This is a genomic window from Actinoplanes missouriensis 431 (assembly GCF_000284295.1).
GTDB classification, from domain to species: Bacteria; Actinomycetota; Actinomycetes; order Mycobacteriales; family Micromonosporaceae; genus Actinoplanes; species Actinoplanes missouriensis.
On the sequence record NC_017093.1, the window covers coordinates 1517576 to 1530365 of the forward strand.

Below are 12790 nucleotides of genomic sequence, written 5' to 3' on the forward strand. Positions count from 1 at the left end.
TAGTGTGCGACCGTCGGTGAGCCTTGCCGCCAGGTGTCCGTTTTCGGGCCGGCGGCGCTGCTAAGGAGGCAGAAGCAGGTGGGCGCAAGGAGTTCGGCCACACGGCCGCGGGCAGTAGGCCGAGCGGCCGGGCTGGGTCTCGGCGGTGCGACGCTGCTGACGCTGCTCTCGGGTTGTTCGCTGCAGGACTGGGGCGACACGTTCAGCCACTTCGGATGGCCGAGCAACGGCATCAGCCTGCAAGCGCACGAGATGTACGACCTGTGGATCGCATCGGTGATCGCAGCTCTCGCAGTCGGTATCGGCGTGTGGGGCCTGATCTTCTGGTGTGTGATCCGGTATCGCAAGCGCGGCGACGAGCTGCCCGTGCAGACCCGGTTCAACATGCCGATGGAGATCCTCTACACGGTCACGCCGGTCCTCATCGTCGCGGTGCTCTTCTACTACACCGCGATCGTGCAGACCAGCGTGGACAAGCTGTCGAAGAACCCCGACCAGGTCGTCGAGGTCGTCGCTTTCAAGTGGAACTGGCAGTTCAACTACCGCGACGGCATGGGCGAGAAGGCCAACACGGTGGCGTCGACCATCGGGTCCTCGGACGTCATCCCGATCCTGGTGCTGCCGGTCGGTGAGAAGATCCGCTTCGAGGAGACCAGCAAGGACGTCATCCACTCGTTCTGGGTGCCGGAGATGCTGTTCAAGCGGGACGTCTTCCCGGGCAGCGTGCGCAACGTCTTCGAGGTCACGCTGGACAAGGAAGGCCGCTACGTCGGGCGGTGCGCGGAGCTCTGCGGCACCTACCACGCCTTCATGAACTTCGAGCTGGTCGTCGTCTCCCCGACGAAGTTCGACCAGTTCCTGGACTCGAAGAAGACGGGCGCCTCGACCCAGGAGGCGATGGCTGCGATCGGGTTCACCGGTGCGGAGTCGTACGCGACGACCACGTCGCCGTTCAACACCCGCCGCCAGCAGCACAGCTGGAACCAGCCCGAGACCGTAGCCGCAGGGAAGTAGGGGCGACGTGCGCACCGAATACAAGATCTTCGCCGGCGTCGCCGTCTTCCTCTTCGGAGCGGCAGCGGTGTACGGCTTCTACACGCACGCGACCGCCACGGACGGCGCGGTCAGCAGCGGCTCGGCGTACGCGGGCGGCACCGAGTGGGTCGGCGTCGTCGCGCTGATCCTCTCCGGCCTGCTCTGCTCGATGTGCGCCGGCTTCTTCTGGTTCGTCGCCCGGCGCATCGACCTGCGTCCGGAGGACCGCGAGGACGGCGAGATCGCCGAGGGCGCCGGCGAGGTCGGCTTCTTCAGCCCGGGCAGCTACTGGCCCTTCGGCATCGCGCTCTCCGCGGCGATCGCCGGCATCGGCCTGGTCTTCTGGATGTGGTGGCTGCTGGCCTTCGGCCTGATCTGCGTCATCTTCGCGTCCTGCGGCCTGCTCTTCGAGTACTACTCGGGAACCCGGCACCCGGCCGAGCACTGAGCACTGAGCACGACGGAAAGGCCCGCATCCCCTCGGGGGTGCGGGCCTTTCGTCATGCCGCTCGGCGCTGCTCGGGGGCTATCTTGCGGCTGGTGGGTGGCAGCCACATGTGTACGACGATCGGGGCGACCACCTCCGCCGCACCGCAGCGGGTGCAGACGAGCTCGGGGCAGTCGTCGTGGCCGTCCTCGCAGGGCGGGACCTCGAACAGCATGTCGCCGTCGCAGATGGCGCAGCGGAGTTCGCGTTCACGCACGGGTTTCTCCTTCCCCTTCGCCGGAAGGCCGTTCGTTCGGGAGTGTTCGTTCGTTTGTCGCAGCGTTCAAAATTACCCGAATGTCATTCAGACGCTGTCACGTATTTCGGACATTTTCGGGCATTGGCGTCGGCGTGTTGCCGGTTTTTGTCACTCGCCAGGTCTACTCGGCCGCTTTCGCCGCCCTTACCCGCGGTTTCGGCCGCTGTTACTCCGCGGCTTTGGTGGCCCTTACTCCGCGGCTTTGGTGGCCCTCACTCCGCGGCTTTGGCGGCCCGCGCCGAGGCCACCCAGCGCTCCAGCTGAGCCGTCACAGCGCCGGAGTCGATCGTGTCCTGGGCCCGGGCGATTCCGGCCCGCAGCGCGTCCCTGAAGTCGCCGGGGAAGCCACTCTGTGCCGCCAGGGCCGCCGCCGCGTTCAGGACCACGGCGTCCCGGACCGCTCCGGCCTCGCCGGCGAACGTCCGGTGCGCCACATCCGCGTTGAACGCCACGTCGCCACCACGCAGCGCGTCCGGCGCGCTCCGCGGCAGGCCCAGCTCGGTCGCGTCGACCAGCAGTTCCTCCACGGCGCCGTTGCGGGCCAGCCAGATCCGGGTCGGCGCGGCGGTGGTGAACTCGTCCAGGCCGTCCTCGCCGCGCATCACCAGCGCCGAGTCGCCCCGCTGGGCGAACACCTCGGCCATCACCGGCGCCATCCGCGGGTCGAAGCAGCCGACCGCGGCCGCCGTCGGGCGGGCCGGGTTGGTCAGCGGGCCGAGCACGTTGAAGAACGTGGGAACGCCCAGCTCCCGGCGGGTCACCGAGGCGTGCCGCATGCCGGGGTGGTAACGGGCCGCGAAGCAGAAGCCGATGCCGGCCTCGGCGACGGTCCGGGCCACGCCGGCCGGGCCGAGGTCGAGCGGGATGCCGAAGTGCTCCAGCAGGTCGGCGGTGCCGGTGGTGGACGACGCCGACCGGTTGCCGTGCTTCACCACGGTCACCCCGGCGGCCGCGGTCACGATCGCCGCCATCGTCGAGATGTTGACCGTGTTGGCCCGGTCGCCGCCGGTGCCGACCACGTCGACCGCGCTGGTGCGCACCTTCTCCGGCAGCTCCACCAGGGTGGCCGCCGACAGCATCGCCTGGACCAGGCCGGCCAGCTCGGCGGGTGTCTCGCCCTTGGCCCGCAGCGCCACGGCGAACCCGGCGATCTGCGCCGGGGTGACGTTGCCCGCCATGATCTCGCCCATGGCCCAGGCGGTGTCCGCGGTGGCGAGCTCCTCGCCACGGATCAGAGCACTCGTCAGGTTGGGCCAGGTACGTGCGGCCATGGCAGGGCCTTTCGTCAAAAGGGGGTTTACTGGGCCTGGGTGCCGAGCGGGATCGCGCCGGCCCGGCGGGCGCGCAGCAGGCCGGCCACGGTCTGACCGGTGGTCACCGGGTCGAGCGGCGCGAGCAGGGTCGCGTCGACCTGCGAGTACGCCGCGAGCCAGCGATCCGCGGCGCGGGCGATCACGACGCAGGTGGGCGGGGGAGTCAGGTACTCGTCCTTGGTCTGCCGGGCGATGCCGAGACCGCCGGCCGGCGCCGCCTCGCCGTCGAGGACCATCAGATCGATCTCGTACTCGTCGAGCAGGCGGCGGCACTCCTCCCACGAGGAGGCGTCGGTGAACTCGACTTCCAGGTCGGCGGCGGGCCGCGGGCCGATGGCGAGCCGGATCCGGTCGCGCACGGCGGCGTCGTCGCTGTAGAGCAGAACGGTGTACTCGCTCATCTTGTGCCCCACCTCACGTATTGAGTCCCGGAGATCGTACCGAATCTGTTATTGAGTGTCCGGCTCCGGTGGCCGCCCGGCGGCGATCGCCTCCTGCCGGTCGAGGGCGCGGTCGATCCGTTTCGCCTCCCGCTCCGACTGCCGGACCCACTGCACCACCAGGATGCCGAGCATCGTGACGCTGACGATCTCGCCGCCGGCCCACAGGATGCCGCCCGCGGTGACCTGGTCGGCGTGCGGATCCATCCAGCTCAGGCCGAGGTTCGGGTACCAGTCGCCGCCGAGCAGCTCCTTGCTCTGCATGATCGTCAGACCGAGCACCGTGTGGAACGGGACGGAGAGCACCATCAGCAGCGCGCGGCCCGGGTACGGCCAGCGGTTCGGCAGCGGGTCCAGCCCGAGCAGCGGCCAGAAGAAGAGGCAGCCGGTCACGATGAAGTGCAGGTGGACGAACTCGTGGAACCAGACGTGCTCCAGGGTCAGCCGGTACACGCCGGTGAAGTAGAGGACGAACGGGTTCGCGATGAAGATTCCGAACGCGACAAGGGGGAACGTCAGCACCCGGACGTACCGGCTGTGCAGCAGCTTCAACAGGACCTTGCGCGGTTTCTTGTCGAGCACCCGCAGCGCCAGGGTGGTCGGCGCGCCCAGGGCCAGGAAGATCGGTCCGACCATCGAGAGCACCATGTGCTGGACCATGTGCACCGAGATCAAGGTCGTGTCGTACGCCTCGATACCGGTCACCGACACCGCCGCGATGGAGCCGAGTCCACCTGCGACGAAGGCCGCGGTCCGTCCGCCCGGCCAGTGGTCGCCACGCTGACGCAGACGCCAGACGCCGTACAGGTACAGCGATGCCGAGACCACCAGACCCAGAGCGATCAGACTGACCAGGTTGAACTCGGTGAAGATCGCCGCTGGACTGAAAGGCGGGAGTCCAGTATCCCCGCTGGACGCCGCGAGGAGGGGCATTTCGTCGAACAACACCCCTTGAGGCTAGGCCTACCCGCTGGTCACAGAATATTCCGGGCTGTCTTCGGTGCCGGATTGGGGACCCCGGGGGACCTTGGACCTAGTTCGGATGAATAATGAGGCCGTGACAGCGGCAGCCATCGACAAGAGCCGGATCCACTCGCTGACCCGACCCAACATGGTCAGCGTCGGGACCATCGTGTGGCTCTCCAGCGAGCTCATGTTCTTCGCGGCGTTGTTCGCGATGTACTTCTCCATCCGGGCGGCAGCGCCCGAGCAGTGGGAGGAGCACACCGAGCATCTCAACATCCCATACGCCACCACGTTCACCGTGATCCTGGTGCTCTCCTCGGTGACCTGCCAGCTGGGCGTGTTCGCGGCGGAGAAGGGTGACGTGTTCGCGCTGCGGCGCTGGTTCACGATCACCTTCGTGATGGGCCTGATCTTCGTGCTCGGCCAGGCGAACGAGTACCGCGAGCTCGTCCACCACGGCGTCAAGCTGAACGGTGACGGGTACGGCTCGATGTTCTACCTGACCACCGGGTTCCACGGTCTGCACGTGACCGGTGGCCTGATCGCCTTCATCGTCTACATGATCCGTACGACCATGGGCCGGTTCACGCCGGCACAGGCGACGTCGGCAATCGTCGTGTCGTACTACTGGCACTTCGTGGACATCGTGTGGATTGCCCTGTTCGCCATGATCTATTGGCTGCAGTGACCAGCGCCGACGGCGAGGATCCCAAGCAACAACACCCAGAGGGACATAGCAGATGACTTCTGACACCCCCGCCCGTAGGCGTGCCCGGGTGTTCTCCCGGCGGCGGACCGCGCCCAGCCGGGCCCGCCGGCGGCTCGGTGCAGCGGTACGCATGATCGCGGCGCTCGCGCTGGCCGGAGGCGTGTACACCGCCTTCACCCCGGGCGCGTTCGCCGAGGACAACGTCCAGCTCTCCGCCGCCGCTCAGGAGGGCAAGGCGCTCTTCGACAACAGCTGCATCTCCTGCCACGGGCGGGACGGGCAGGGCGTCGAGGACCGCGGACCGAGCCTGATCGGCGTCGGCTCTGCCTCGGTCGAGTTCCAGGTCAGCACCGGCCGCATGCCGATGACCCGCCAGGAAGCTCAGGCCGAGCAGAAGAAGCCGCAGTTCGACGAGGACCAGACCAAGCAGATCGCGCAGTACATCCAGGAGCTGGGTGGCGGTCCGGAGATCCCCGAGGGCTCGCTCGTCGAGGACCTGGAGACCAACCCGGAGGCGCTGGCGCGCGGCGGTGAGCTGTTCCGCATCAACTGCACCTCCTGCCACGGCTTCGGCGGTGGCGGTGGCGCCCTGTCGTCCGGCAAGTTCGCTCCGAGCCTGCACGACGCCACGGCCGACCAGATCTACGCGGCGATGCTGACCGGACCGCAGAACATGCCGGTCTTCGGTGACAACCAGCTGACGCCGGAAGAGAAGCGCTCGATCATCACGTACATCCAAACCCAGCTCCAAGAGGACCGGGACCCGGGCGGCCTGTTCAACCTCGGTCGGTACGGCCCGTCGACGGAAGGCATGGCGATCTTCCTGGTCGGCATCGTCCTCCTGGTCTTCACGTCGCTCTGGATTGCGGGGAAGTCATGACGGCTGTGCACCACGCGGGCGAGGCCGGCACCCCGCCGGTCGACGTGAACGACCCGCACCTGTCGCGGTTCGACATCGTCAAGGAGGGCCTGCGGCGCGACGACATCGAGATCGTCACGTACGAGTCGCAGTTCCACGGCCAGAACTCCAAGGCCGAGAAGCGGGTCGTCCGCAACATCTCGCTGCTGTTCGCGATCTCCGGCATCCTGACGCTGGCCTTCATCGTCTTCTACATCGTGTGGCCGTGGGAGTTCGAGCTCGGCAACACGATGAGCGACTACTACACGCCGATCCTGGGCATCACGCTCGGCCTCGGCCTGCTGGCGCTCGGCTTCGGCATTCTCGCCTGGGCGAAGAAGCTGCTCCCGCACGAGCTCTCCATCCAGCAGCGGCACGACAAGCCGTCGCCGGACGACGAGCGGCTGATCACCGGTCAGACCGCGATGTTCGTCGCCGACGAGCTCGGTGTGCAGCGCCGCCCGCTGCTCAAGGGCGCCATCGCGCTCGGTCTCGCTCCGGTGGGCGTCGCGATCGGCGCGCCGATCATCGGTGGCCTGATCGAGAACCCGCACAAGGGCGACCTGCCGATGATGTTCACGACCGGCTTCAACCCCGGGAACAACGGTGGCAAGCTGGTCCGCCTGGTCCGTGAGGACGGCAGCGCGATCCGCCCCGAGGACGTCAGCACCGGTGGTCAGATGACCGTCTTCCCGGGCATCCCGGGCGGCGCCACCAACCACTGGGCCGACTCGCCGACGCTGCTCATCCACCTCCGGGCGGACGACGCGGCCGAGACCCGCCGGAACGCTGACGCCGACAGCAACGGCCGGAACGTCGGGTCGATGTGGGGCAACTTCGTGGCGTACTCCAAGATCTGCACGCACGCCGGTTGCCCGGCGAGCCTCTACGAGCAGCAGACGAACCGTCTGCTGTGCCCGTGCCACCAGTCGCAGTTCCTCATCACTGACAACGCGCAGCCGGTCTTCGGGCCCGCGACTCGGCGTCTGCCGATGCTGCCGCTTACAGTGGACGAGGAAGGTTTCTTCGTGGCAGCGTCCGACTACAAGGACACCGTCGGACCTGACTTCTGGGAGCGGCCATGAAGCGCCGAAAAGTTGACCTCGCAGAGGCACCCGTCAACCTCGCCAAGGGTGTTGACGACCGGTTCCAGGCTGCGACCCCGCTGCGCGCCCTGCTGAACAAGGTCTTCCCCGACCACTGGTCCTTCCTGCTCGGTGAGATCGCGCTCTTCTCGTTCATCGTGCTGCTGCTCAGCGGCGTGTTCCTCACGCTCTTCTTCGACCCGTCGATGAAGGAGATCGCGTACGACGGGTCCTACCTGGGCCTGCGCGGCACCGAGATGTCGGCCGCCTACGCGTCCTCGCTGCACCTGTCGTTCGAGGTCCGCGGCGGCCTGTTCATGCGGCAGATGCACCACTGGGCGGCGCTGCTGTTCATGGCGTCGATCATCGTGCACATGGCCCGTGTCTTCTTCACCGGCGCGTACCGCAAGCCGCGTGAGATCAACTGGGTCATCGGCATCCTGCTGTTCCTGCTCGGGTTCTTCGCCGGCTTCACCGGTTACTCGCTCCCCGACGACGGCCTCTCCGGCACCGGTCTCCGCATCGCCTCGGCGATCATGCTGACCCTCCCGGTGATCGGCACCTGGCTCTCCGCCGCGATCTTCGGTGGCGAGTTCCCCGGCGAGCTGATCATCGGCCGGTTCTACATCGCGCACGTGCTGCTCATCCCGGGCATCCTGCTCGGCCTGATCGCGGCGCACCTGGGCATCGTCTTCAAGCAGAAGCACACCCAGTGGCCGGGCCCGATGCGGACCAACACGAACGTGGTCGGCGAGCGCATGTTCCCGCGCTACGCGATGAAGCAGGGCGGCTTCTTCATGGCCGTCTTCGGCGTCATCGCGCTGATGGCCGGTCTGTTCCAGATCAACCCGATCTGGCTGTTCGGGCCGTACCGCGCTTCCGAGGTCTCCTCGGCCTCGCAGCCCGACTTCTACGTCATGTTCATGGACGGCCTGGTCCGTCTCATGCCGAACTGGCAGATCTACATCCCGATCGGCAACGGCTACAGCATCCCGCCGATGTTCTGGCCCGCCGTGGTCGGCCTCGGTGCCCTGTTCACGCTGCCGATGGCGTGGCCGTGGCTGGAGGCGCGCAAGCTCAAGGACAAGCGCACGCACCACCTGCTGGAGCGCCCGCGCGACAACCCGGAGCGCGTCGGCATCGGCATGATGGCGTTCACGTTCTTCATGGTCGCCACGATCTCCGGCGCCAACGACGTCATCGCCGACAAGTTCCACATCAGCCTGAACGCGATGACCTGGGCGGGCCGCATCGGTCTGCTGCTGCTCCCGCCGATCGCGTACTACATCTCGGTCCGCATCTGCCTGGGCCTCCAGCAGCACGACCGCCAGGTCCTGGCACACGGTGTGGAAACGGGCATCATCAAGCGCCTGCCGAACGGCCAGTTCGTCGAGGTCCACCAGCCTCTCGGCCCGGTCGACGAGCACGGCCACCCGGTGCCGCTGAACTACGCCGGCTGGGTCGTGCCGAAGAAGATGAACCGCCTCGGTGCCCTGGCGCCCGCGGTGAAGGGCTTCTTCTACCCGGTCGAGAAGCCCGCCGAGACGCCGGTCTCCCCGGCCGTCGGCGGTCCGGCCAAGAAGGAAGAGATCAAGTCCGGCCGGTAAGACCATGATGTGAGAGAGCCCGTCGCTTCCGCGGCGGGCTTTCTTTCATGGGTACGCCGACAGCAGTCCCCCCCCGCACCCGACCCGTCCCGCCGGCCGCAGCCCCTGACGGGCGCGGTCCGGCGCGACCCGCCGCCGGCCCCGGCGCGTGGATAGCATGAGCGGGTCTTGTTGTCAGTCACTCGATTTGCCGAGTCACACAATTCGTCAGTCATTCAGTCCGTCAGTCACTCAGTCCGTCAGTCACTCAGTCCGTCAGTCACTCAGTCCGTCAGTCACTCAATCCGTCAGTCACTCAACGTTGAGGAGCCCGCAGGTGAACACCGCGATCGTCCACATCGACTGCGCCACCGATTCGATTCCCGAGGTGGCCGAGGCGCTGGCCGCGCTGGAGGGCGTCAGCGAGGTCTACTCGGTGGCGGGCGGCGTGGACCTCATCGCCATCGTCCGGGTCCCCCGCTTCGACGACATCGCCGAGGTGATCGCCGGCAAGATCTCCAAAACCCCCGGCGTCGTCAACAGCGAGACTTTCGTGGCCTTCCGTGCCTACTCGAAGCACGACCTGGAGGACGCGTTCGCCATCGGCCTCCCCGACGCCGACTGAGACCCCGCCGCTCCGCCGCACGGTCCCGTACCGCCGCCGCGTGCCGGCGGCGGGTCGCGGCTAGCGGGTGGCGACGGTCAGGCCGCTGGGGGCTCTGATCACGCCGTGGAGGATCTCGCCGGCCGCCACCGATGCGCCGGGCCAGATCACGCTGTCGGTGACCGTGCCGGCCACCTGAGCGCCCGCGCCGACCACCGAGGTGGTCACCGTGCCGGTCACCGTGGCGGACGGGTCGATCAGGGCGGCGCCGCCGGCCACGTGCAGGTTGGCGGCCACGTAGTCTGCCGGGGTTCCGGTGTCCAGGTAGAAGCCCTCGTAACCGATCAGCTCCAGCTCGCCCGCGGCTTCGGCGGGACGCCACACGGTGCGTACCAAATTGCTGTCCACGTCGGACAGGTCCCTGATATAGCGCCAGGGGAGCAGCGAGAAGCCGGTGAATCGGCGACCGCTGAAACCGCCGGACTCGCCGTCGCGGCACGGCAGGGTGAGCATCCGGACGGTGTCGCCGGACCAGCCCTCCAGCAGCGCGGCGATGTCCTTGCCGGGCTCGCGGAACGGGTCCACCAGGTACGCGTCGGCGTTGCCGACCAGCGCGCCCCGCCCGCCGATCCAATCCTTCATCCGCGCCACGCCGCCGGAGGTGCCCAGCGGCCCGTCCGGCTCGACGGAGAGGTGGGTGCGGTCGCCGACGTGGGCGACGACCTGGTCGGCGAGGTACGCCGCGTTGACGGCCACAGTGTCCGGACCGGTCAGGCCGAGACCGGCGAGGCGGCGCAGCGCGTGGTCGAGCAGCGGCAGGTTGCCGACCGGGCAGAGGGCTTTCGGCACGAGTTCGGTGAGGGGACGCAGGCGCTGGCCCTCGCCGGCGGCGAGAACGACGCCACAGACCTCGATCGTCACTTCTCCTCCACGTGCGGCGCCGTGGCCGGACGGTTCAGCGACGGCGGGAACTCGCCGGCGCGCGGGCCGATGCCGTAGATGCCGAGCAGCCGTTCCGTCGGCCAGGTCAATTTCGGCAGGTCGTCGACCGGGAACCAGGCGGCCTCGAGCACCTCGCCGCCGTCCACGACCAGGGGCGTGCTGGACGCCGGGACAGCGCCGAAGAAGACGGTGTCGACCACGCCGCCGTTCGGGTGGACGATCGCGTTCGGATCACCGGCTGTCAGGTCACCGGGCTCCACCCGTACCCCCGCTTCTTCGAAAAGCTCGCGGGCGGCACCCACCGCGGGCAGTTCGCGGCGCTTGAGCAGACCGGCCGGAAGGCCCCAGCCGCGGCCCGGCGGCTGACGCAGCAGCAGCAGCAGGCGGCCCGGCGCGGGCGCTTCCGCGTCGCGGATCACCGCGACCGCGCCGACCAGGTATTTCGGGGAGAGCAGCCGGGCCAGGTGCCGGCGGACCGGCAACGGCAGCCCATAGAAAGCCTGATAGGCGAAGCCACGCAGCTGCCGAGGAGTTTTCACGCGGACAAGGCTATCCGGGAGAATCCAGTGGATCAGTCCGGGTGGTCGACCAGGGCGATGAGCTGCTCGACCACGGCGTCCGGTTCGAGGCTGCGCTCGCAGACCGCCACCAGCAGTGTTTCCAGGTCGGGGTAACCGAGTTCCTCGGCGAGACGGCGCAGCGGCACCTCGCTGGCCAGACCCCTGTCGTGCTTGCGGAGGGTGAGCCCGATGGTGGCGCGGCCGAGTCGGACCTTGTCGGCGATGCTGATGCCCGGCTCGTTCTTCTCGTCGAAGTACCGGTTGATCTGCATCTGCGCCTGGCTGGACTTGACGAATCCGAGCCATTCCTTGCGGGGGCCGCGCGGGGCGTTCGGCTCGACCTCGATCTGGCCGTCGGTCTCGGAGAAGATCTCGACGACGTCGCCGTCGCGGAGGGGGGAGCTGAGGGGGGCGAGACGTCCGTTGATCGTTGCGGCGAGACACTGGTCGCCCTTGCGGGGACTCAACTCATACGCCACGTCGACGGGGGTGGAGCCGCTCGGAAGCTCGTGCGCGTTGCCGTGGGCGAAAACGGTGATCTGGCCTTCGGCGAGGTCACATCGGAGGGAGTCGAGGAACTGGGTCGCGTCGGTGGTGTCCTGTTGCCAGTCCAGCACCCGTTTCAGCCAGGTGAGCTGGTCGGCGCCCGGTGGCTCGTCGGCCACCTTGGGATATCGATAGCTGGTGGCGACGCCGTACTCCGAGTACCGATGCATGGTCTCGGTCCGGATCAGCACCTCGACGAGCTTGCCCTCCGGGCCGACCACGGTGGTGTGCAGCGAGCGGTACAGGTTGTTCTTCGGCGAGGCGATGAAGTCCTTGAACCGGCCGGCCACCGGGCGCCATCTGCCGTGGATCGCGCCGAGCGCGGCGTAACAGTCGGTGTCCGGGCCGTCGACGATGACCGCGATGCGGGGCAGGTCGAGCGGGACGCTGCGACCGCCGGCCACCGTGTCCTTCCAGATCGAGTAGTAGTGCCGTGGTCGCGGCGTCACCACGGCGTCCACCCGGGAGCGGCGCAACGCGGTGTGCGCCTTGCGGGAGACGTCGGCGAGGTACTCGTTCCAGCCGGGACGGTTCTTCACGTGCTCGTCGATCCGCGCGTACGAGTCAGGTTCCAGGTGGTAGAGCACCACGTCGTCGAGGTCGCGCTTGAGCGCCTGGATGCCGAGCCGGTCGCAGAGCGGGACGAGCACGTCGAGCGTGGCCGTGGCGATCCTGGCCCGGCTGGCGGGGGAGCGGGCGTCGAGGGTGCGCATGTTGTGCAACCGGTCGGCCAGCTTGATCACCAGCACCCGGACGTCCTTGCCGGCCGCGACGATCATCTTCCGGATCGTCTCGCCCTCGGCCGCCTTGCCGTAGTACGCCTTGTCGAATTTCGTCACGCCGTCGACCAGGTGGGTCACCTCGGGCCCGAAGTCGCCGTGCAGCGCCTCGAGGGTGTAGCTGGTGTCCTCGACCGTGTCGTGCAGCAGGGCGGCGACGATCGTCGTGGTGTCCATGCCGAGCTCGGCGCAGATCTGCGCGACGGCGAGCGGATGCGTGATGTACGGATCGCCGGACTTGCGGAACTGCCCGCGGTGCATGCTCTCGGCGATCGCGTAGCTGCGGCGCACCACCGCCACGTCGGCGGACGGATGGATGCTGCGATGCGTCTTGGTGAGCGTGGCGACCGGGTCGTCGTCGTTGCTCTGGAAACTGAACATCGACCGCAACCTGGCGAAGGGAGTGGTCGGCAGGGCACGCCCCAGAGCGGCGCCGTGGCCGGCGTCGACGTCCACCCGGACACCCCCTCACCGATCGTTCCAGCGGCTTTCACTTGCTCAGCCGGTTTCCCTTGATAGCGAAGCACCGAGGCGGCTGATCGCCAAAGGCATCAAGCCGCCAAATGAGGTGAATCACCACG

General features: G+C 68.1%; 14 protein-coding genes. 7 read left to right on the top strand and 7 right to left on the bottom strand.

Translation table 11 applies throughout. The features are described from left to right. Window positions 1-78 precede the first annotated feature (78 nt). Complete coding sequence (gene ctaC / locus AMIS_RS07130; protein WP_014441532.1) at window positions 79-1014, top strand: aa3-type cytochrome oxidase subunit II; 936 nt, start codon at window positions 79-81, stop codon at window positions 1012-1014. Between the two features lie 7 nt (window positions 1015-1021). Then, entirely contained in the window at window positions 1022-1483 is a 462-nt protein-coding gene (locus AMIS_RS07135; protein WP_014441533.1) for a cytochrome c oxidase subunit 4, read from the top strand. Window positions 1484-1535: 52 nt separating this feature from the next. Here AMIS_RS07135 and AMIS_RS07140 read toward each other — a convergent pair whose 3' ends face one another. The 4 genes from AMIS_RS07140 to AMIS_RS07155 form a co-directional block, all read right to left on the bottom strand. After that, on the bottom strand, window positions 1536-1739 hold the full coding sequence (locus AMIS_RS07140) for a hypothetical protein (RefSeq protein WP_014441534.1): 204 nt from the start codon (window positions 1737-1739) through the stop codon (window positions 1536-1538). A gap of 254 nt (window positions 1740-1993) precedes the next feature. Beyond that, window positions 1994-3052, bottom strand: coding sequence for an anthranilate phosphoribosyltransferase (gene trpD / locus AMIS_RS07145; RefSeq protein ID WP_014441535.1), 1059 nt, complete (start codon window positions 3050-3052; stop codon window positions 1994-1996). 26 nt (window positions 3053-3078) lie between these two features. Further along, the gene (locus AMIS_RS07150; RefSeq protein WP_014441536.1) at window positions 3079-3495 is read right to left on the bottom strand and encodes a hypothetical protein; all 417 of its coding nucleotides are present in this window, start codon (window positions 3493-3495) and stop codon (window positions 3079-3081) included. A gap of 48 nt (window positions 3496-3543) precedes the next feature. Then, a complete protein-coding gene (locus AMIS_RS07155) occupies window positions 3544-4467 on the bottom strand; it encodes a cytochrome c oxidase assembly protein (protein ID WP_014441537.1) in 924 nt (307 codons plus the stop codon). A 124-nt stretch (window positions 4468-4591) separates the two neighbouring features. On the opposite strand from AMIS_RS07155, the gene ctaE reads away from it, so the two are divergent. The 5 genes from ctaE (at window position 4592) to AMIS_RS07180 (ending at window position 9403) form a co-directional block, all read left to right on the top strand. Further along, on the top strand, window positions 4592-5188 hold the full coding sequence (gene ctaE / locus AMIS_RS07160) for an aa3-type cytochrome oxidase subunit III (RefSeq protein ID WP_041829604.1): 597 nt from the start codon (window positions 4592-4594) through the stop codon (window positions 5186-5188). A gap of 52 nt (window positions 5189-5240) precedes the next feature. Next, complete coding sequence (gene qcrC / locus AMIS_RS07165) at window positions 5241-6089, top strand: cytochrome bc1 complex diheme cytochrome c subunit (protein ID WP_041829605.1); 849 nt, start codon at window positions 5241-5243, stop codon at window positions 6087-6089. After that, window positions 6086-7192 carry a cytochrome bc1 complex Rieske iron-sulfur subunit gene (gene qcrA, locus AMIS_RS07170; protein ID WP_014441540.1) on the top strand — a complete coding sequence of 369 codons (1107 nt, stop codon included), beginning with the start codon at window positions 6086-6088 and terminating at the stop codon, window positions 7190-7192. The genes qcrC and qcrA overlap by 4 nt, the downstream gene beginning before the upstream one ends. Beyond that, window positions 7189-8799, top strand: a complete 1611-nt coding sequence (qcrB, locus tag AMIS_RS07175) for a cytochrome bc1 complex cytochrome b subunit (RefSeq protein ID WP_014441541.1) — start codon at window positions 7189-7191, stop codon at window positions 8797-8799. The genes qcrA and qcrB overlap by 4 nt, the downstream gene beginning before the upstream one ends. A gap of 316 nt (window positions 8800-9115) precedes the next feature. Further along, window positions 9116-9403 (top strand): Lrp/AsnC family transcriptional regulator, encoded by a 288-nt coding sequence (locus AMIS_RS07180; RefSeq protein ID WP_014441542.1) that lies wholly within the window; start codon window positions 9116-9118, stop codon window positions 9401-9403. Between the two features lie 60 nt (window positions 9404-9463). Here AMIS_RS07180 and AMIS_RS07185 read toward each other — a convergent pair whose 3' ends face one another. The 3 genes from AMIS_RS07185 to AMIS_RS07195 are packed head-to-tail and all read right to left on the bottom strand — an operon-like array spanning window position 9464 to window position 12665. Then, window positions 9464-10303, bottom strand: coding sequence for a sugar phosphate nucleotidyltransferase (locus tag AMIS_RS07185; protein ID WP_014441543.1), 840 nt, complete (start codon window positions 10301-10303; stop codon window positions 9464-9466). Next, window positions 10300-10863, bottom strand: coding sequence for an NUDIX domain-containing protein (locus AMIS_RS07190; protein ID WP_014441544.1), 564 nt, complete (start codon window positions 10861-10863; stop codon window positions 10300-10302). The genes AMIS_RS07185 and AMIS_RS07190 overlap by 4 nt, the downstream gene beginning before the upstream one ends. 32 nt (window positions 10864-10895) lie before the next feature. Then, window positions 10896-12665, bottom strand: coding sequence for a RelA/SpoT family protein (locus AMIS_RS07195; RefSeq protein ID WP_014441545.1), 1770 nt, complete (start codon window positions 12663-12665; stop codon window positions 10896-10898). Window positions 12666-12790 lie beyond the last annotated feature (125 nt).